This is a genomic window from Paraburkholderia gardini (assembly GCF_907164575.1).
GTDB lineage: Bacteria > Pseudomonadota > Gammaproteobacteria > Burkholderiales > Burkholderiaceae > Paraburkholderia > Paraburkholderia gardini.
Genome location: NZ_CAJQYY010000002.1, coordinates 184,788 through 203,533, shown reverse-complemented (window position 1 = coordinate 203,533; position 18,746 = coordinate 184,788). Strand labels below are relative to the sequence as shown.

Sequence of the window (18,746 nt, the reverse complement as noted above, 5' to 3'; positions counted from 1 at the left end):
CGGTGAAACGGCGGTGCCGGATCTTGAGCATCGAGCGGGGAAATAAGCGGATCGGCAAACCGGCGCGGTACGCGGCCTGGCCGGCAGAACGCGGCGCGGATCAGTCGGGCTGGACGATCAGTTCGCCGGAGCGGCCAGGAATTTCACCCCACGCGACAGGGTACGATGGCAGCGTGCCGCGGTCCAGCGTGGCGTGGTAGTCGCCCATGGTCGCAAACGTGTAGCCCTGCGCGCGCCAGCCGTCGAGCAGCTGTTCGAAGACGGGCGCGAGTTTCTGCCCCTCGAGTTCCGCGTGCAGGGTGAACACGTGATCGCGCGGATTATTCCCGGTGAGTTTCAGATACCAGGCCGCCACGTTACTGGTATCCACGCCGTCGACACCCAGCACTTCGTCGAGTGTCGGCAGTGTGGTGGGCATCTGCACGTGCGATAGCTGCCGCCCGCCCACGACCGGGAAGTACGGCGAATGACCACGGCCGTCGGACGCATACTGCATGCCCCACGCGTCGATCTGCTCGAATGCATGGCCGTTCATCTGCCAGCCCGCCGCGCCGTGCGTGGCGGGCGGTGAACCGAATACTTCGATGAACCGCGCGTGGCTCTTCTGCATCTCGCCGGTGGTCCATTCACGCGAACGCGCGCGGACGTTGTCCTGCCAGTACACGTGATCCCATGTATGGATGCCGCACTCGAAGCCGGCTTCGTGAATCGCGCGCATTTCGGACGCCGCGCGGGCGCCGACGTCCGGGCCGGGCAGCAGCACGCCGTACATCAGCTGCTTCACGCCGTAATGCTCGACCACCGAGGTGCGTGACACCTTCTTCAGGAACCCCGGTCGTAGCACCCGGCGCATCGCCCAGCCGGTATGGTCGGGCCCCAGGCTGAAAAGAAACGTCGCGCGCGCCTTGAAGCGGTCGAAAATGCGCGCGAGATTCGGCACGCCTTCACGGGTGCCACGCAACGTGTCGACGTCGATCTTCAGAACGATACGAGGCAAGGTCGACCCTTTATTTAATGCTGTTCGACCAGCGCGCGCGCTTCGCCCACATGCCCGCGATACGCTTCGAAAATCTTGCGCAGCGCTTCGTCGAATGTGGAAACCGGCTTCCAGCCGAGCTCCTGCATCGTGTTGTCGATCCTGGGCACGCGGTTCTGCACGTCCTGATAACCCGCGCCGTAGTAGGCGCCCGACGACGTCTCGACCAGTTGCACCTTCTTCGCCATATCCGCGTATTCCGGGAATTCGGCGGCGAGCGCAAGCATCTTGTGCGCCAGTTCGCGCACCGAGAAGTTGTTCACCGGGTTGCCGATGTTGTAGATCTTGCCCGACGCAATGCCGCCCTTGTTTTCGATGATCTTCATCAGCGCGCCGATGCCGTCGTCGATATCGGTGAATGCACGCTTTTGCGCGCCACCGTCGACGAGGCTGATGTTCTCGCCGCGCACGATGTGGCCGAGGAACTGCGTGACCACGCGCGAGCTGCCTTCCTTCGGCGTGTAGATCGAATCGAGGCCCGGGCCGATCCAGTTGAACGGACGGAACAGCGTGAAATTCAGGCCTTCCATGCCGTAACCCCAGATCACGCGGTCCATCAGCTGCTTCGAGCACGCGTAGATCCAGCGTGGCTTGTTGATCGGGCCGTAGGTGAGGGCGGATTCATCCGGATCGAACTGCTCGTCCGAACACATGCCATAGACTTCCGACGTCGACGGAAACACCAGATGCTTGCCGTACTTGACGGCCGAACGCACGATTGGCAGGTTGGCCTCGAAGTCGAGTTCGAACACGCGCAGCGGCTGCTTCACATACGTGGCCGGCGTGGCGATCGCGACGAGCGGCAGGATCACGTCGCACTTCTTCACGTGATACTCGACCCACTCCTTGTTGATCGTGATGTCGCCTTCGAAGAAGTGCATCCGCTCATGGTTGACGAGGTCGCCGAGGCGCTCGGTCTGCATGTCCATCCCGAACACTTCCCAGTCGGTGGTTTCGAGAATGCGCTTGGACAGGTGATGGCCGATGAAGCCGTTCACACCCAGAATCAGGACTTTTTTCATGAAGGATGGCGGGAAGAGTGAATGAGCTGGGCGAACCCGGCGGGGGTGACGACAGTTTCCTGCCCGTCGCGCTGGTGCCGCAATTCGTGGATGGCGATCGCGCGGCCGTCGCCGCATATCGCAAAAACGGCATTATCGCTTACGTGTAGACCCGGGGGCAAATCTGACTGGATCGCACCCGGACGGGCCAGTCGCGCGCGCGCGACGACGAACCGTTCGCTGCCGATATCGGTGAACGCGCCGGGATAGGGCGGCGCGACCGCGCGGATCAGGTTGTACACCTGCTGTGCGGGCCTGCTCCAGTCGATACGGCCGTCCTCGGGCTTGCGGCCGCCGAAGTAGCTGCCTTGCGTCAGGTCGTTCGGCAGATGCGGCGCCTCGCCGGCGAGCAGCGCGGGCAATACGCGCCAGAGCGTCTGTTCGGCCGCGACGGTAGTCTTGTCGAAGACCTGCGCCGCGGTGTCGTCGGGCAGGATCGGCACGGGCGTCTGCGCGAGGATCGCGCCGGCGTCGGGCTTCGCGGCCATCTCATGCAGCGTCGCGCCGGTTTCCGTTTCGCCGTTCAGCACCGCCCAGTTGGTCGGCACGCGGCCGCGGTATTTCGGCAGCAGTGAGCCGTGCATGTTGTACGCGCCGCGCGCGGCGATCGCCAGCAGGTCGACCGGCAGCATATGCCGGTAGTAGAACGAGAAGATGAAATCCGGCCGCGCGGCGCTCACCGCCGCGCGCAGCTCGGCGCTGCGCGGATCGGCCGGCGTCACGGCCGCAATGCCGTGTTCGGCCGCGACAGAGGCGACACTGCCGAACCAGATGTTCTCGGTCGGGCTGTCTTCGTGCGTGACGACCAGCGCGACGTCGACGCCTCGCGCAAGCAGCACCTGCAGGCAGCGCACGCCGACGTTGTGATACGCGAATACGACCGCGCGTGGCTTCATGACTGCGAGTCCAGGTCGATCAGGGGCGCGTTCTGCAGGTTCTGCACACCCTGAACGATGGTTTGGCGCGGCGTCTGCGTGACGGTCGCGCCGTCGCGCTGCTGGAGGATGGTCTGCACCAGATAGCGCGGCCGCGCCCGCACCTGCTGATAGATGCGCCCGATGTATTCGCCGAGCAGCCCGAGCGCGAAAATGATCACGCCAAGCAGGAAGAACGTGATGGCGAACAGCGTGAACACACCCTGCACTTCCGCCCCGATGACGAAGCGGCGAATCAGCAGCAGCACGAAGAGCGCCGCGGACCCGAACGAAAGAATCACGCCGATGAACGACAGCCATTGCAGCGGCACCACTGAAAACCCGGTCACGAGATCGAAGTTCAGCCGGATCAGGCTGTACAGCGAATACTTCGATTCGCCCGCGAAACGCTCTTCGTGCGCGACCTCGATTTCAACCGGGTTCTGCGCGAACGTGTACGCGAGCGCCGGGATGAACGTATTGATTTCGCCGCAGCGGTTGATCGTGTCGATCACCTGGCGGCTGTACGCGCGCAGCATGCAGCCCTGGTCGGTCATCTTGATGCGCGTGATGCGCTCGCGCAGACGGTTCATCGCGCGCGACGCCTTGCGCCGGAAGAAGCTGTCCTGACGTTGCGTGCGGATCGAGCCGACGTAGTCGTAACCTTCACGCATCTTCGCGACGAGTTTCGCGATTTCCTCGGGCGGGTTCTGCAGGTCCGCGTCGAGCGTGAGCACGATCTCGCCGCGCGACTGCTCGAAGCCCGCGAGAATCGCCATATGCTGGCCGAAGTTGCCGTTCAGCAGGATCACGCGCGTCACGTCCGGCCGGGCGCGAAACTGTCCGGCGAGGATGGCGGCGGACTTGTCGCGGCTGCCGTCGTTGATGAAGACCACTTCATAGGTCGTGCCCAGCGCGTCGAGCGCTGGATACAGGCGATCGAAGAGGGCCGCGAGACCCTGTTCCTCGTTGTACACCGGAATGACGATCGAGACTTCCGGCACGACGGAGTGATGTTCCGTTTGGCTCATTTCCGCTTATTTTCCGTATTGTTCGCAAATTTCATTGACCGCGCGGCACACGCGCGCCACGTCGTCTTCGTTCATCAGCGTGAAGAGCGGCAGCGTGACCGTGGTCGCGCCGAAGCGCTCCGCGTGCGGGAACATGCCTTCCCTGAAGCCGCGCGCGCGATACAGCGAAAACAGGTGAATCGCAGGGTAATGCACGCCCGAGCCGATCCCGCGTTCCTTCAGTTGCGCCATGAAACCGGCGCGATCGAGCGAGAGTCGTTCCAGCGGCAGCGTGATCTGGAACATGTGCCAGTTGCTGTTTTCGAAATCCGCAAGCGGCAGACCCATGCCGAGTTTCACCGCGGCGCCGCCCTCGAAGCCCGCGAAATACGCGCGCGCGAGCTTTTTGCGCTGCGCGATAAAGCGTTCGAGATGCGGCAACTGGCCGAGACCGACGCGCGCCGCGACGTCGGTCAGGTTGTATTTGCCGCCCAGCACGTCGCAGTCCATGCCGTCGAAGCCGGTCCGCGTGATGCCTTGCAGGCGGTACTTCTGCGCGAGAATCGCTTCGTCTTCGTTGTTGAGCACGAGCGCGCCGCCTTCGATCGACGTCAGGTTCTTGTTCGCGTGGAAGCTGAACGACACGATATCGCCGATCTTGCCGATGCGCTCGCCTTTCCAGGTCGAGCCGAACGCCTGTGCCGCGTCTTCGATCACGCGCAGCCTGCGCGCGCGGGCAATTTCGTACAGACGGTCCATGTCGACGGGCAGGCCGGACAGATACACCGGAATGATCGCCTTCGTGCGCGGCGTGATCGCCTTTTCGAGCAGATCGAGGTCGATATTGCGCGTTTTCGGATCGATATCGACGAACACCGGCGTCGCGCCCGTTTCGAGGATCACGTTGCTTGTCGAGACCCACGACGCGGGCGTCGTGATGACCTCGTCGCCTTCCTTCACGCCCGCGATACGCAGGCCGATTTCGAGCGTCGCCGTGCCGGAATTGAACGTTCGCACCGGACGGCCGCCGCAGAATGCCGACAGCGCCGCTTCGAACTGCTGGTTCTGAGGGCCGGTCGTGATCCAGCCGGAACGCAGCACGTCGGCTACGCCCTGAATCGTTTCTTCATCGATTTCCGGGCGGACGAACGGTAAAAACGGGACGGTTGACTCAGTCATGAATGCAGTGCTCTATAAAAAGTGTGCAATTTCGCGCTTCGGCTGGTTATGTGCGGCCCAGCCCGCTGTGCTACGCGCGCCGCGCCATTGCGACTAGCTTCGCGCCAGCACGACAACGCCGACGAGAATGATGCCGATGCCGACCAGCTTCTGGACCGACATGATTTCGCCGAACAGATACCAGGCGGCGAACGCGTTGACGACGTATCCGAGCGAAAGCATCGGATAGGCAATCGATACGTCCACCCGCGACAGCCCCACGATCCACACCGCCACGCTGATCACATAGCAGGCGAGACCGCCGATGATGGGCGGTTGCGTCGCGAGCCGCCATGCGACAGGAATGATGTTCGCACGGGTGAATTCAAAGTGTCCAACGGCATTCGTACCCGCCTTCAGCAGCAACTGGGCGCCCGCGTTCAGCGAAACGCCCGCGAGAATACAGAAAAGGGAAATAGGGTTCATCAGCGAGAAACGGTCCCGTGTTTGATATATGAGGTCATTGTTGCGGTTTTTCCACGCCCGGTTTTTCCACGATCACGCGCCGCGAATCGCGTGCGACGACCTGCATCGGCACGTGCTGGGCGGACAGATCGCTGAAACGCTGGGTCGTCATCAGGGCCAGCGCATACGGCTCCGCATTCCAGCGCTGGATCCATTCGGCGATGGTCGGCACCCACTTTTGCGGTTCGACGGTGACGCCGAAACGCAGTTCGTCCGGATTTTCGACCATGATCATCGTATGACCGATGTAGAACGGCATCGTGTGGTCGAGCACACCAACCGAATAGAACGGGGTGTCGGGCGGCAGCTTCGCGATGGCGGCGCGCACGGCCGGCGCGAGCGGGGCGCCCGAGCTCAGTCGGCCGAACACGTCGTGCCCGGTGCCGGCGATCGTGCCGAGCAGCACCCAGCCGGCGGCGAACGCGACCGTCGCGCCGACAATACCGCCGCGGCTGCGGCGGTTGAGCCAGAGCGCGACGATCGTCAGCGCGAAGGCCACGCCGAGCGCGGCGTACACCCAGACCTGGAACGCACGGTACAGCTCGTTCGGGTTGCGGGCGTCGCCGGCGCGACTCAGGAAGATCGCGCCAAACGCCGCGACGACGAAAAACACCGCGTAGCCAGCCAGATGCCGACGGAACTCATCGCGTTTGAGAAGCGGCAGATACATGCCGAGCAGCAGCGCGAGCGCGGGCGCGACGGGCAGCGTGTAAGAGATCAGCTTCGAATGCGAAGCGCTGAAGAACAGGAAAATGAACGCCGACCAGATGATCAGCATCATCGGCGGTGAAAAGCCGTTCGGTTGGCGCGGCACGCGCAGTGCGTGCCGGATGCTCTGCACGCTGACCGACAGCCAGGGCAGGAAGCCGACCAGCATCACGGCCACGAAATAGTAGAGCGGACCGGGGCGGTTCTGCTCGGGCGTCAGGTAGCGCTGGAACTGCTGCACGATGAAGAAGAAATTCAGAAACTCCGGATTGCGCTGCTGCACGAGCACGAACCATGGCGTCGCGATCGCGAAGAACACGATCAGGCCGCTCACCAGATACAGCCGCTTCCAGATTGCCCAGTCGCGCACGATGAGCGTATAGAGCACGAGCGCCGCGCCCGGCAGGATCACGCCGATGAGCCCCTTCGACAGCACGGCGAGCGCCATCGACCCCCAGCACAGCCACATCCAGAGCCGCACGTGGTTCGCGGGCACGTTGGGGCGCTGTGCGAGGAGCAGCGAACACAGCGTGACTTCCATCCAGAACGACAGGCCCATGTCGAGCGTGTTGAAGTGGCCCATCAGGTTCCAGTACGGCGCGCTCGCGAGCACGATCGCGGCGAAGACGCCCGTCGCGGCGTTGAAAACGCGCGTGCCGGTAAAACCGATGAGCAGCACACCTGCAAAGCCCGTCAGCGCCGTGTAGAGGCGCGCCTGCCATTCACCGATGCCGAACCACGCGAACGTGAGCGCGTTGAGCCAGGTTTGCAGCGGCGGCTTTTCGAAGTATTTGTAGCCGTTGTAGCGCGGCGTGATCCAGTCGCCGGTCACGAACATTTCGCGTGCCATTTCCGCATAGCGGCCTTCGTCGCTTGGCAGCAGGTGGCGCCAGCCGAGCGGCACGAACCAGATAAGCGCAAGCGCGAGGATCAGCAGCAGGATCGCGGTGCGGTTGAGCGGTAGCCGTGACGGCGTATCGTTCATGTGGAATCAACCTGTTTGTCTTTGCCGCGCATGCGGCGTTGTGAAGTGGAACGGGCGGCGCCGAACGCGCGCCGCGCTCACACGGACATACGGGACCTGATGGGCACGCTCCAGCAGCCCGCCACGCCTGCCTGTGCGACGAATGCCGCGCAGTGTACGTCACCGGCGTGACGCGGCCATCGGTGCGCCGTGCCGGCTAACCTTCGATCAGCAATGCGGCCGCGACCTTGCGGCCCTCGGCCATCAGGATGTTGTAGGTCCGGCAGGCGGCCTTGAAATCCATCGTTTCGACGCCGATGCGGTGCTTCGCGAGGGCGGCCGTCAGTCGTGGATGCGGAAAGCGCAGACGCTCGCCGCTGCCGAAAATGACAACTTCCGGCGCAGGCGCGACCAGAAGTTCGAAATGCTCCGCGCCCAGGGCTTCGAACGAGGAGACCGGCCAGGCAATGACAGGCGCCTCCGGCAGCACGAGAATGCTGCCCTGATGGCGCACGAGGTTGATTTCGACGTAGCCGGGCCCGTAACCGGTAACCGTGTTGAGGGCGCCGCTGGAATCCTGATGTAGTTTCAAATTCGTGATCCGGGGTCGTCGTGGAGCGAGGGTCAGATGTTACGTGATCCCGGTGCGCCCGCGACGCCCGCCGGGGGCGGGCCGCGTGTGCCGGTCGGGCCGGCGCGCATTGTAAAGGTTTCACGTAATTTGACACGAAATAGCCGAAAAGGGCCGCCAACGCGGTTGGTGCATTGCGGAACCCGGCTAAAATCCGCTAAATTATAACTTTTTAGCCGCCCGGCGGCGCCCCTTGCTTCGCGCGTCGCCACAAGCAGCGCCGGAGTGCTCCGCCAGACGGCGGCCGGACGCGATCAGACAGGTCCGCACACCCCGCGCATGACCGGCCCACCGGGTCCGGCTTCCCGTCTTCAGGCTTTCGCAGTCCGGCTCACCCCGGCTGATCGAGCTGATCCGGCTGAAACATCCAGACCGACCTGTCTGGCCGACCGATGTGGCCTGTTCTTCTGGCTGACCTGTGTAGCTGGACCCGGGTAGCCCAGACTCATGTAGCTGACTAGATGGCTGATTCCGCTGGCTGACCGGCCAGGCGAAGCGGCCGGCTGATTTACAGGACCTTGTGCCCCCGTGAAACCGATTCTGAAATCCAACAAGCTGTTGAATGTCTGCTACGACATTCGCGGGCCCGTTCTCGAACACGCGAAGCGTCTCGAAGACGAAGGCCATCGCATCATCAAGCTGAATATCGGCAACCTCGCGCCGTTCGGTTTCGACGCGCCGGACGAAATCATCCAGGACATGATCCGGAACCTGCCCGCTTCGTCGGGCTATTCCGACTCGAAGGGCGTCTTCGCCGCGCGCAAGGCGATCATGCACTACGCGCAGCAGAAGAACGTGCAGGGCGTTGAGCTCGACGATATCTTCATCGGCAACGGCGCGTCCGAGCTGATCGTGATGGCGCTTCAGGGCCTGCTTAACGACGGCGACGAAGTGCTGCTGCCCGCGCCGGATTACCCGCTGTGGACGGCCGGTGTGAGTCTCTCGGGTGGCACGCCGGTGCACTACATCTGCGACGAATCGAACGCCTGGATGCCCGACCCGGACGACATCCGTGCGAAAATCACGCCGAACACGCGCGCGCTCGTCGTGATCAACCCGAACAATCCGACCGGTGCGCTGTATTCGGATGAACTGCTGCTGGAACTGATCCAGATCGCACGCGAACACGGCCTCGTGATTTTCGCCGACGAGGTCTACGACAAGATCGTCTACGACGGCAAGACGCATACCGCGATTGGCGCGTTGTCGGAAGACGTGCTGACGGTCACGTTCAACAGTCTGTCGAAGAGCTACCGTTCGTGTGGTTACCGGGCCGGCTGGATGTTCATTTCGGGCCTGACGGGCGAGAACCGCCTCCGCTCGAAAGACTATATCGAAGGGCTCGGCATTCTCGCCTCGATGCGGCTGTGTCCGAACGTGCCGGGCCAATACGCGATCCAGACGGCGCTTGGCGGCTATCAGAGTATCAACGACCTGATCGTCCCTGGCGGCCGCCTCTACAAGCAACGCGAACTCGCGTACGACATGCTGACGTCGATTCCTGGCGTAACCTGTGTGAAGCCGCAGGCAGCGTTGTACATGTTCCCGCGCCTCGACCCGAAGATGTACCCGATCCAGAACGACCAGCAGTTCATTCTCGACCTGCTGCTCGCGGAGCGTGTGCTACTCGTGCAGGGCACCGGTTTCAACTGGAACGCGCCGGACCATTTCCGCGTCGTGTTCCTGCCGAACGTCGACGATCTGGCGGATTCGATCACCCGTATCGCCCGTTTTCTCGACGGCTACCGCAAACGGCATACGGCATAAGGCCAGGTGTTCAGCGCCAGCGCCGCCCGCAATACTGTTCCCTAAATCTCTTACTCGAAAACACACGCTGCATGGAACCGATCAAAGTTGGACTGCTGGGCTTCGGCACGGTAGGCAGCGGCACCTTCACCGTACTGCGCCGCAATCAGGAAGAAATCAAACGTCGCGCGGGTCGCGGTATTGAAGTCACACGCATTGCCGTGCGCAACCCGGCGAAGGCGACTGCCGCGCTCGGCGATGCCGCCGGCTCCGTGGAGGTCACGGACGACTTCGGCTCGGTGGTCGACGATCCGTCAATCGACATCGTCGCGGAAATGATCGGCGGCACGGCGATCGCACGCGAACTCGTGCTGCGCGCCATTCGCAACCGCAAGCACGTGGTCACCGCCAACAAGGCGCTGCTCGCGGTGCACGGCACGGAGATTTTCGAGGCGGCGCGCGCGAACGGCGTGATGGTGTCGTTCGAAGCGGCCGTGGCCGGCGGCATTCCGATCATCAAGGCGCTGCGCGAAGGGCTGACGGCGAACCGCATCCAGTACATCGCCGGCATCATTAACGGTACGACGAACTACATCCTGTCGGAAATGCGCGACCGTGGCCTCGATTTCGCGACGGCGCTCAAAGCCGCACAGGAACTCGGTTATGCGGAAGCGGATCCGACATTCGACATCGAAGGTGTCGACGCCGCGCACAAGGCCACGATCATGAGCGCGATCGCGTTCGGCGTGCCGGTGCAGTTCGACCGCGCGTACGTCGAAGGCATCAGCAAGCTCGCCGCGATCGACATCAGATACGCCGAAGAGCTCGGCTATCGCATCAAGCTGCTTGGCATCGCGCGCCGCGCGGAAAAAGGCATCGAGTTGCGCGTGCATCCCACGCTGATTCCTGAAAAACGTCTGCTCGCAAACGTGGAAGGCGCGATGAACGCGGTCGTCGTGCATGGCGACGCAGTGGGCTCGACGCTGTACTACGGCAAGGGCGCGGGCGCGGAGCCGACGGCTTCCGCCGTGATCGCCGATCTTGTCGACGTGACGCGCCTGCATACGGCCGACCCGGAGCATCGCGTGCCGCATCTCGCGTTCCAGCCGGACAGCCTGTCCAGCACGCCGATCCTGCCGATCGACGAGGTGACGAGCGGCTACTACCTGCGTCTGCGGGTCGCCGACGTGACCGGCGTGCTGGCCGACATCACGCGCATTCTGGCCGACCGGGGAATCTCGATCGACGCACTGCTGCAGAAGGAATCCGAGCACGTGGACGCAAACGGCAAGGGCGAAACCGACATCATCCTGATCACGCACGAAACGGTCGAAAAGAACGTGAACGCGGCGATCAAAACGATCGAAGCGCTGAAGACCGTCGTATCGCAGGTGACGAAGCTGCGCATGGAAGCGCTGAACTAGGCAGACACATGAACTACATCTCCACACGCGGCGCCGGTGCCAGCGAGCGCCACACTTTCTCCGACATCCTGCTCGGCGGTCTTGCGAAGGACGGCGGCCTGTACCTGCCCGCGGAATATCCGCGCGTTTCGGCCGACGAACTGTCCCGCTGGCGCACGCTGCCGTATGCGGATCTCGCGTTCGAGATCCTGTCGAAATTCAGCGACGACATTCCTGCCGAAGACCTGCGCGCGCTCACGCGCCGCACGTACACCGCCGAAACCTACTGCAACGTGCGCGATGACGAAAGCGCCGCGCAGATCACGCCGCTGAAAACGCTGGGCATCGAAAGCGGCGCGCCACTGTCGCTGCTGGAACTGTCGAACGGTCCGACGCTCGCGTTCAAGGACATGGCGATGCAGCTGATCGGCAACCTGTTCGAATACGCGCTGGCAAAGCACGGCGAGACGCTGAACATTCTCGGCGCGACCTCGGGCGATACCGGCAGCGCGGCCGAATACGCGATGCGCGGCAAGAAGGGCGTGCGCGTTTTCATGCTGTCGCCGCATAAAAAGATGAGCGCGTTCCAGACGGCGCAGATGTACAGCCTGCAGGATCCGAACATCTTCAACCTGGCGGTGGCTGGCGTGTTCGACGACTGCCAGGACATCGTGAAAGCTGTCTCGAACGATCACGCGTTCAAGGCGCGGCACCGGATCGGCACGGTCAATTCGATCAACTGGGCGCGTGTCGTGGCGCAGGTCGTGTACTACTTCAAGGGCTATTTCGCCGCGACGAAATCGAACGACGAGCGCGTTTCATTCACGGTGCCGTCGGGCAATTTCGGCAATGTCTGCGCCGGCCACATCGCGCGGATGATGGGTCTGCCGATCGAAAAGCTCGTGGTCGCGACGAACGAGAACGACGTGCTCGACGAATTCTTTCGCACCGGCATCTATCGCGTGCGCAAGGCCGCCGAAACGTATCACACGAGCAGCCCGAGTATGGATATCTCGAAGGCTTCGAACTTCGAACGTTTCGTGTTCGACCTGCTGGGCCGCGACCCGAAGCGCGTGCTGCAACTGTTCCACGACGTCGAGGAAAAGGGCGGTTTCGATCTGGCCGCGAGCGGCGATTTCGCGCGCGTCGCGGAGTTCGGTTTCGTGTCGGGACGCAGCAGCCACGCTGACCGCGTCGATGCGATTCGTGACGTGTTCGAGCGTTACGACACGATGATCGACACGCATACCGCCGACGGTCTGAAGGTCGCGCGCGAGCATCTGCAACCGGGTATCCCGATGATCGTGCTGGAGACGGCGCAACCGGTCAAGTTCGGCGAAACGATCCGCGAAGCGCTGCAGCGCGAACCGGAGCGGCCTGCCGCGTTTTCGGGTATTGAAGCGCTGCCGCAGCGATTCGAGGTGCTGCCGGCGGACGCTACGCGGGTGAAGGACTTCGTCGCGGCGCATACGGTCGACTAATCCGGCAAGCGCACGTTAGTGCGGCTTGAAGACCAGGAACGGCCATGACAGGCCTCGCGATGTGAGGCCCGTCATGGCCGTTCTGCCGTCCGTGGCCCTGGCCGGATGACCAGCATGCCGGCGCGCGCACCCGTCGAAGGCCGTCGCCCGCTACAATGTCCTTTTCGGTCCCGCGCATTCGCCCAATCGATGTCCACGCCCACTTATCCAGCGCCCCGTGCGCCGATGCTTTCGACTGCCGAAGCGCTCGTCACGCTGCTCGGCGCGGCTCGCGCGGTCGAGGGTGCCGAAACGTTGCTCACGCCTCGCGCATTGAACCGCGTGCTCGCCGTCGATGTCGTTTCGTCGCTCGACGTGCCGCCCATGAACACCAGTTCGATGGATGGCTACGCGGTGCGCGTGGCCGATCTGTTGCAGGGCGACCGCCGGCTGCCGGTGTCGCAGCGCATCCCGGCCGGTCACGCTCCGCAGCCGCTCGCGGCTGGCACGGCGGCGCGCATTTTCACGGGTGCCACGGTGCCGCCGGGCGCGGATGCCATCGTCATGCAGGAGCAGGCCGAAGCCGACGGCAGTGAGGTCTCGATCCTGCATACGCCGAAAGCCGGCGAGTGGATTACGCAGCAGGGCGCGGATATTCGCAGCGGCTCGGTGATCCTGCCCGCCGGCACGCGCCTGACGCCGCAGGCGCTCGGTCTGGCCGCGTCGGTCGGGAGCGCGTCGCTGACGGTGACGCGGCGCGTGAAAGTCGCGGTCTTCTTCACGGGCGACGAACTGACGATGCCTGGCGAGCCGCTCAAGCCAGGCGCGATCTACAACTCGAATCGCTTTACGTTGCGCGGTCTGCTGGAAAACCTCGGCTGCGACGTGACGGACTACGGCATCGTGCCCGACAGGCTCGACGCGACCCGTGCCACGCTGCGCGAGGCGTCGCAGGCGCACGATCTGATCCTGACCTGCGGCGGCGTATCCGTTGGCGAGGAAGACCACGTGAAGCCCGCGGTCGAGGCAGAAGGGCATCTGTCGATGTGGCAGATCGCGATGAAGCCCGGCAAGCCGCTCGCGTTCGGCGCGGTGCGGCGCGCTGGCAGCACCGGTGTCGATACCGTCGCATCGGTGTCGAACGAAACGTATTTCATCGGCCTGCCGGGTAATCCTGTTTCGACCTTCGTCACGTTTTTGCTGTTCGTCAGACCATTCATCCTGAGGCTTGCCGGCGTGCGCACCGTGTCGCCGCGCGCGTTGTCGCTGCGCGCCGATTTTTCGCAGTCGAAGGCGGACCGTCGCAATGAATTCCTGCGCGCGCGCATCAACCCGGCGGGCGGCCTCGACCTGTTTCCGAACCAGAGTTCCGCAGTGCTGACGTCGACAGTGTGGGGCGACGGGCTGATCGACAATCCGCCGAATCACGCCATTACGACAGGCGAGACCGTGCGGTTCATTCCCTTTTCCGAATTGCTGGGCTGACGCTGTCGCCAGCCGCGCCCGGGACCGAACATGAAGATCCAGCTGAAATATTTTGCGAGTGTGCGTGAGGCGGTCGGGATCGCGGACGAATCCGTGGTCGTTCCCGACGGTATCGCGACGCTCGGCGACGTGCGCGCCTGGTTGCGCGTGCGGGGCGGTGCATGGGCCGAGGCGCTCGCCGAAGGCCGCGCGTTGCGGATGGCCTGTAATCACGTCATGACCGACGCCGGCACACGCGTCACCGAAGGCTGTGAAGTCGCGTTTTTTCCGCCGGTCACGGGCGGCTGAGGAGTTCCCGATGACCGTTCGCGTCCAGACCGAAGATTTTGACCTGACAACCGAGGTCGCCGCGTTGCGCGCCCTGAACCCGAAGGTCGGCGCGGTGGCGTGTTTCGTCGGCACCGTTCGCGATCTGAACGACGGGAGCGCCGTCGAGACGATGGAGCTCGAACACTATCCGGGCATGACGGAAAAGGCGCTGGAAGCGATTGTCGCGACGGCGCGCGAACGCTGGCCGGGTATCGAGGTCCTGATCGTGCATCGGGTCGGCAAGCTCTATCCGCTCGACCAGATCGTGCTGGTCGCGACCACCGCCGCACATCGCGGCGAAGCGTTCGCTTCGTGCGAGTTCGTGATGGACTACCTGAAGACGCAGGCGCCGTTCTGGAAGAAGGAAAAAACCGGGCAAGGCGAGCGCTGGGTCGATGCGCGCGTCACGGACGACGCCGCATTGGCGCGGTGGGGTCTGGATTCGGGTAACGCGAAGTAGCCGGTCGCGTGCGCCAGCCCGAATCGCGGAGACGCGTCCGCAGCCCTTCGAGCGCAGGCCCGATGGTGCCGAACGCACCAGGCGGCCCGATCTTGCACTCAATCCTCCGCCGAACGGCCGATGATCTTCGCCGGAAATGACTCGCCGCGTGGGGGCGTCGTATCGGGTGCGTCATCGTCCCTGTGCCGGCGCGGCGCAAGTCGCTCCAGCAACGCCTTCTGTTCCTCGGGAATCGTGTAATCCCAGCCAAATTTCGACAGTTGCAGGCTCTGCGCGATACGCAGTGCGGGCTCCATGAAACGCACGGCAGCCGCGGGCTCGTAGCGCGATTCCACGGTATCCAGGAACAGGTATAGCCAGCGGCTGAAATGCTGCGGCTCGATCCCCGGCAGTGGCTGGTGCGCCTGCTGCACGTTACCGCGATATCCCTTCTGGCCAAGCACGATGCTCGACCAGAACGTGCACATCTTCGGTAAATGTTCGTCCCAGCGTCCCGCGAGCTTCTGCTCGAAGATGGGGCCCAGCATCGGGTCGGCCTGGACACGGTCGTAGAACGCGTAGACGAGCGCGTGGATATTTTCTTCGGTCGGTTCGGGCTGGCGCGCGACGGCCGGCCGGGGCGGAAAAGTCGGATTCATTGGGTAACCACGGTGAAAAAGTCAGCGCGCAGGGCGCGGGCACGCTGTAAAGCAAAACAGGGCAGCTTCATCGCACTGTCGCCTGAAGCCGCAACCAGACGACAACAAGGGACAACCCGGCGGCACCGGATCGCAAGCCAGGCTCATCGCACAACGCGAAGCAGCGCGGGCAGGCAGGCGAAATAGTTGCATCCAGACTACATCTTATTGCGAGCATACAGGATCGGCAACCCTTGCACCGACGTGGTTGGCACACGATCCACGAGCTTGCGCCCAACCGGCCGAACCACTTGCCGCGTTGCTCCGGATCGGGCAGATTGTTCCGGTCGCGTGGGTTCGTTCTGCATCGTCCGCCCGACGCTGAAACGGGTGTCGGCAGTTTGTTGGCGAATTTGCAAAAAAACGCCAGTCGAATGCGATCAGGCGCTTGAAACCCGCACAAAACGCCTCATTTTGGTGATATTCGAAATTGGAGGTCTCTTGATGAGAATCGACAAACTCACCACCAAATTCCAGGAAGCATTGGCGGATGCGCAAAGCCTGGCTGTCGGTCACGACAATCAATACATAGAACCGGTCCACGTGCTTGCCGCGCTCGTCGCGCAGCAGGATGGTTCGGCCCGCTCGTTGCTCTCGCGTGCAGGCGTGCACGTGCAGCCGCTGCAAACCGCGCTGAACGACGCGATCACGCGCCTGCCGCAGGTGCAGGGCACCGACGGCAACGTGCAGATCGGCCGCGAACTCACTGGCCTCCTCAACCAGGCCGACAAGGAAGCGCAAAAGCTCAACGACACGTTCATCGCGAGCGAGATGTTCCTGCTCGCCATCGCCGACGACAAGGGCGAGGCAGGTCGGCTCGCGCGCCAGCACGGCCTGTCGCGCAAGTCGCTGGAAACGGCGATCGTCGCGGTGCGTGGCGGCTCGCAGGTGCACAACCAGGACGCCGAGAGCCAGCGCGAAGCGCTGAAGAAATACACGGTCGATCTGACCGAGCGTGCCCGCGCCGGCAAGCTCGATCCGGTGATCGGCCGTGACGACGAAATTCGTCGCTCGATCCAGATCCTGCAACGTCGTACGAAGAACAATCCGGTGCTCATCGGCGAGCCGGGCGTGGGCAAGACGGCGATCGTCGAGGGCCTCGCGCAGCGCATCGTCAACGGCGAAGTGCCGGAAACGCTGAAGGGCAAGCGCGTGCTGTCGCTCGACATGGCGGCGCTGCTCGCGGGCGCGAAGTATCGCGGCGAGTTCGAAGAGCGCCTGAAAGCCGTGCTCAACGACATCGCGAAAGACGAAGGTCAAACCATCGTTTTCATCGACGAAATCCATACGATGGTCGGCGCGGGCAAGGCCGAAGGCGCGATGGACGCGGGCAACATGCTGAAGCCGGCGCTCTCGCGCGGTGAGCTGCATTGCGTCGGCGCGACCACGCTCGACGAATACCGCAAGTACATCGAAAAGGACGCGGCGCTCGAACGCCGGTTCCAGAAGGTGCTGGTGGACGAGCCGTCGGTCGAGGCGACCATCGCGATCCTGCGCGGCCTGCAGGAAAAGTACGAGCTGCACCACGGCGTCGACATCACCGACCCGGCGATCGTCGCGGCCGCGGAACTGTCGCATCGCTATATCACGGATCGTTTTCTGCCGGACAAGGCCATCGACCTGATCGACGAAGCTGCGTCGAAGATCAAGATGGAAATCGATTCGAAGCCGGAAGAGATGGACCGGCTCGACCGTCGGTTGATCCAGTTGAAGATCGAGCGCGAAGCCGTCAAGAAGGAAAAGGACGAAGCGTCGCAGAAGCGCCTGCAATTGATCGAGGAAGAAATCGAGCGGCTCGACCGCGAATATTCGGACCTCGAAGAGATCTGGACGGCTGAAAAAGCGGCGGTGCAGGGCAGCGCGCAATTCAAGGAAGAGATCGAGAAAACGCGTGCGGAAATCGTGCGTCTGCAACGTCAGGGCAAGCTCGAGAAAGTCGCCGAACTGCAGTACGGCACGTTGCCGCAGCTCGAGGCCCAGTTGAAGCAGGTCACGCAGGCCGAGGCGCAGGAACAGAACAATCCCACGCGTCGGCGTCTGTTGCGCACCCAGGTCGGCGCGGAGGAAATCGCGGAAGTCGTGTCGCGTTCAACCGGCATTCCGGTGTCGCGGATGATGCAGGGCGAGCGCGAAAAACTGCTGCAGATCGAAGAGAAGCTGCATGAGCGCGTCGTCGGTCAGGATGAGGCGATCGGCTCGGTGGCCGATGCGATCCGCCGCTCGCGTGCGGGTCTCGCCGATCCGAACCGGCCGTATGGTTCGTTCCTGTTCCTCGGGCCGACGGGTGTCGGCAAGACGGAACTGTGCAAGGCGCTCGCTTCGTTCCTGTTCGATTCGGAAGATCATCTGATCCGTATCGACATGAGCGAATTCATGGAGAAGCACAGCGTCGCGCGGCTGATCGGTGCGCCGCCGGGCTATGTCGGATACGAAGAAGGCGGCTATCTGACCGAGGCCGTGCGCCGCAAGCCGTACAGCGTGATCCTGCTCGACGAAGTCGAGAAGGCGCATCCGGACGTGTTCAACGTGCTGCTGCAGGTACTGGACGACGGTCGCATGACCGATGGCCAGGGACGCACCGTCGACTTCAAGAATACGGTGATCGTGATGACGTCGAACCTTGGGTCGCAGGTGATCCAGTCGATGGTCGGCGAGCCGCAGGATGCGGTGAAGGATGCGGTCTGGGAAGAGGTGAAGCTGCACTTCCGGCCCGAGTTCCTGAACCGGATCGACGATGTCGTCGTGTTCCACGCACTCGATCGCACGAACATCCAGTCGATTGCGCGGATCCAGTTGCAGCGTCTGCAGGAACGGCTCGCGAAGCTCGACATGCAGCTCGTCGTGTCGGATGGCGCGCTGGAGCACATCGGCAAGGTTGGTTACGATCCGCTCTTTGGCGCCCGTCCGCTCAAGCGCGCGATCCAGCAGGAGATCGAAAATCCGGTCGCGAAGCTGATTCTGGCTGGCAGGTTCGGCCCGAAGGATGTGATACCGGTCGAAGTGGACAACGGCGCACTCGTTTTCGAGCGTGTCGTGCATTAAGCGTAGTGCGCGGGCGGCGGCGTGTTGCGTCGCTCGCGATTACGATGTTTGTTCGGGTATGCCGTTCTGGTACACGAACACGACGCGGCGGTAAAAGCAGTGAAAAAGGCAGCGATTTCTCGCTGCCTTTTTTTCGACCGTGACGACCGCGCGGATA

The 18,746-nt window shown here is 63.2% G+C and carries 16 protein-coding genes; 7 read left to right on the top strand and 9 right to left on the bottom strand.

Features of this window, described 5'->3' with window-relative positions:
* Window positions 1-100: 100 nt before the first annotated feature.
* From LPA34_RS02390 to LPA34_RS02355, 8 genes are all read right to left on the bottom strand, one after another.
* Complete coding sequence (locus LPA34_RS02390) at window positions 101-997, bottom strand: polysaccharide deacetylase family protein (RefSeq protein WP_228974492.1); 897 nt, start codon at window positions 995-997, stop codon at window positions 101-103.
* Window positions 998-1,011: 14 nt separating this feature from the next.
* Window positions 1,012-2,058 carry a bifunctional UDP-4-keto-pentose/UDP-xylose synthase gene (locus tag LPA34_RS02385; RefSeq protein ID WP_228974489.1) on the bottom strand — a complete coding sequence of 349 codons (1,047 nt, stop codon included), beginning with the start codon at window positions 2,056-2,058 and terminating at the stop codon, window positions 1,012-1,014.
* Window positions 2,055-2,993 carry a formyltransferase gene (locus tag LPA34_RS02380; protein ID WP_228974487.1) on the bottom strand — a complete coding sequence of 313 codons (939 nt, stop codon included), beginning with the start codon at window positions 2,991-2,993 and terminating at the stop codon, window positions 2,055-2,057. The genes LPA34_RS02385 and LPA34_RS02380 overlap by 4 nt, the downstream gene beginning before the upstream one ends.
* Window positions 2,990-4,042 carry a glycosyltransferase gene (locus LPA34_RS02375; protein WP_228974481.1) on the bottom strand — a complete coding sequence of 351 codons (1,053 nt, stop codon included), beginning with the start codon at window positions 4,040-4,042 and terminating at the stop codon, window positions 2,990-2,992. The genes LPA34_RS02380 and LPA34_RS02375 overlap by 4 nt, the downstream gene beginning before the upstream one ends.
* A 6-nt stretch (window positions 4,043-4,048) precedes the next feature.
* Window positions 4,049-5,200, bottom strand: coding sequence for a DegT/DnrJ/EryC1/StrS family aminotransferase (locus LPA34_RS02370; protein WP_228974479.1), 1,152 nt, complete (start codon window positions 5,198-5,200; stop codon window positions 4,049-4,051).
* 93 nt (window positions 5,201-5,293) lie between these two features.
* Window positions 5,294-5,665, bottom strand: a complete 372-nt coding sequence (locus LPA34_RS02365) for an SMR family transporter (RefSeq protein WP_228974476.1) — start codon at window positions 5,663-5,665, stop codon at window positions 5,294-5,296.
* Window positions 5,666-5,699: 34 nt separating this feature from the next.
* Window positions 5,700-7,397 carry a glycosyltransferase family 39 protein gene (locus LPA34_RS02360; protein WP_228974474.1) on the bottom strand — a complete coding sequence of 566 codons (1,698 nt, stop codon included), beginning with the start codon at window positions 7,395-7,397 and terminating at the stop codon, window positions 5,700-5,702.
* A gap of 196 nt (window positions 7,398-7,593) precedes the next feature.
* Window positions 7,594-7,968, bottom strand: coding sequence for an Mth938-like domain-containing protein (locus LPA34_RS02355; RefSeq protein ID WP_228974472.1), 375 nt, complete (start codon window positions 7,966-7,968; stop codon window positions 7,594-7,596).
* A gap of 567 nt (window positions 7,969-8,535) precedes the next feature.
* On the opposite strand from LPA34_RS02355, the gene LPA34_RS02350 reads away from it, so the two are divergent.
* From LPA34_RS02350 to moaE, 6 genes are all read left to right on the top strand, one after another.
* Window positions 8,536-9,774 (top strand): pyridoxal phosphate-dependent aminotransferase, encoded by a 1,239-nt coding sequence (locus LPA34_RS02350; RefSeq protein ID WP_228974470.1) that lies wholly within the window; start codon window positions 8,536-8,538, stop codon window positions 9,772-9,774.
* Between the two features lie 71 nt (window positions 9,775-9,845).
* Window positions 9,846-11,177: a homoserine dehydrogenase gene (locus LPA34_RS02345; protein ID WP_228974467.1), complete on the top strand. Its 1,332-nt coding sequence runs from the start codon at window positions 9,846-9,848 to the stop codon at window positions 11,175-11,177.
* Window positions 11,178-11,185: 8 nt separating this feature from the next.
* Window positions 11,186-12,637: a threonine synthase gene (gene thrC, locus LPA34_RS02340; RefSeq protein ID WP_228974465.1), complete on the top strand. Its 1,452-nt coding sequence runs from the start codon at window positions 11,186-11,188 to the stop codon at window positions 12,635-12,637.
* Window positions 12,638-12,862: 225 nt separating this feature from the next.
* The gene (locus tag LPA34_RS02335; RefSeq protein WP_407672486.1) at window positions 12,863-14,101 is read left to right on the top strand and encodes a molybdopterin molybdotransferase MoeA; all 1,239 of its coding nucleotides are present in this window, start codon (window positions 12,863-12,865) and stop codon (window positions 14,099-14,101) included.
* Window positions 14,102-14,131: 30 nt separating this feature from the next.
* Entirely contained in the window at window positions 14,132-14,389 is a 258-nt protein-coding gene (moaD, locus tag LPA34_RS02330) for a molybdopterin converting factor subunit 1 (protein WP_228974462.1), read from the top strand.
* Window positions 14,390-14,399: 10 nt separating this feature from the next.
* Window positions 14,400-14,870 carry a molybdopterin synthase catalytic subunit MoaE gene (gene moaE, locus LPA34_RS02325; protein ID WP_228974459.1) on the top strand — a complete coding sequence of 157 codons (471 nt, stop codon included), beginning with the start codon at window positions 14,400-14,402 and terminating at the stop codon, window positions 14,868-14,870.
* Between the two features lie 98 nt (window positions 14,871-14,968).
* On the opposite strand, the gene LPA34_RS02320 is transcribed toward moaE, so the two are convergent.
* Complete coding sequence (locus LPA34_RS02320; protein WP_228974457.1) at window positions 14,969-15,508, bottom strand: group III truncated hemoglobin; 540 nt, start codon at window positions 15,506-15,508, stop codon at window positions 14,969-14,971.
* 483 nt (window positions 15,509-15,991) lie between these two features.
* Here LPA34_RS02320 and clpB point away from each other — a divergent pair, with 483 nt between their 5' ends.
* The gene (gene clpB / locus LPA34_RS02315) at window positions 15,992-18,589 is read left to right on the top strand and encodes an ATP-dependent chaperone ClpB (RefSeq protein WP_228974456.1); all 2,598 of its coding nucleotides are present in this window, start codon (window positions 15,992-15,994) and stop codon (window positions 18,587-18,589) included.
* Window positions 18,590-18,746 lie beyond the last annotated feature (157 nt).

What these genes read in the sequence shown, in the direction of transcription:
- LPA34_RS02385 (WP_228974489.1), bottom strand. Translation starts at nt 2,058, where the DNA reads ATGAAAAAAGTCCTGATTCTGGGTGTGAACGGCTTCATCGGCCATCAC.
- LPA34_RS02380 (WP_228974487.1), bottom strand. Translation starts at nt 2,993, where the DNA reads ATGAAGCCACGCGCGGTCGTATTCGCGTATCACAACGTCGGCGTGCGC.
- LPA34_RS02375 (WP_228974481.1), bottom strand. Translation starts at nt 4,042, where the DNA reads ATGAGCCAAACGGAACATCACTCCGTCGTGCCGGAAGTCTCGATCGTC.
- LPA34_RS02370 (WP_228974479.1), bottom strand. Translation starts at nt 5,200, where the DNA reads ATGACTGAGTCAACCGTCCCGTTTTTACCGTTCGTCCGCCCGGAAATC.
- LPA34_RS02365 (WP_228974476.1), bottom strand. Translation starts at nt 5,665, where the DNA reads ATGAACCCTATTTCCCTTTTCTGTATTCTCGCGGGCGTTTCGCTGAAC.
- LPA34_RS02360 (WP_228974474.1), bottom strand. Translation starts at nt 7,397, where the DNA reads ATGAACGATACGCCGTCACGGCTACCGCTCAACCGCACCGCGATCCTG.
- LPA34_RS02345 (WP_228974467.1), top strand. Translation starts at nt 9,846, where the DNA reads ATGGAACCGATCAAAGTTGGACTGCTGGGCTTCGGCACGGTAGGCAGC.
- thrC (WP_228974465.1), top strand. Translation starts at nt 11,186, where the DNA reads ATGAACTACATCTCCACACGCGGCGCCGGTGCCAGCGAGCGCCACACT.
- LPA34_RS02335 (WP_407672486.1), top strand. Translation starts at nt 12,863, where the DNA reads ATGCTTTCGACTGCCGAAGCGCTCGTCACGCTGCTCGGCGCGGCTCGC.
- moaD (WP_228974462.1), top strand. Translation starts at nt 14,132, where the DNA reads ATGAAGATCCAGCTGAAATATTTTGCGAGTGTGCGTGAGGCGGTCGGG.
- moaE (WP_228974459.1), top strand. Translation starts at nt 14,400, where the DNA reads ATGACCGTTCGCGTCCAGACCGAAGATTTTGACCTGACAACCGAGGTC.
- LPA34_RS02320 (WP_228974457.1), bottom strand. Translation starts at nt 15,508, where the DNA reads ATGAATCCGACTTTTCCGCCCCGGCCGGCCGTCGCGCGCCAGCCCGAA.
- clpB (WP_228974456.1), top strand. Translation starts at nt 15,992, where the DNA reads ATGAGAATCGACAAACTCACCACCAAATTCCAGGAAGCATTGGCGGAT.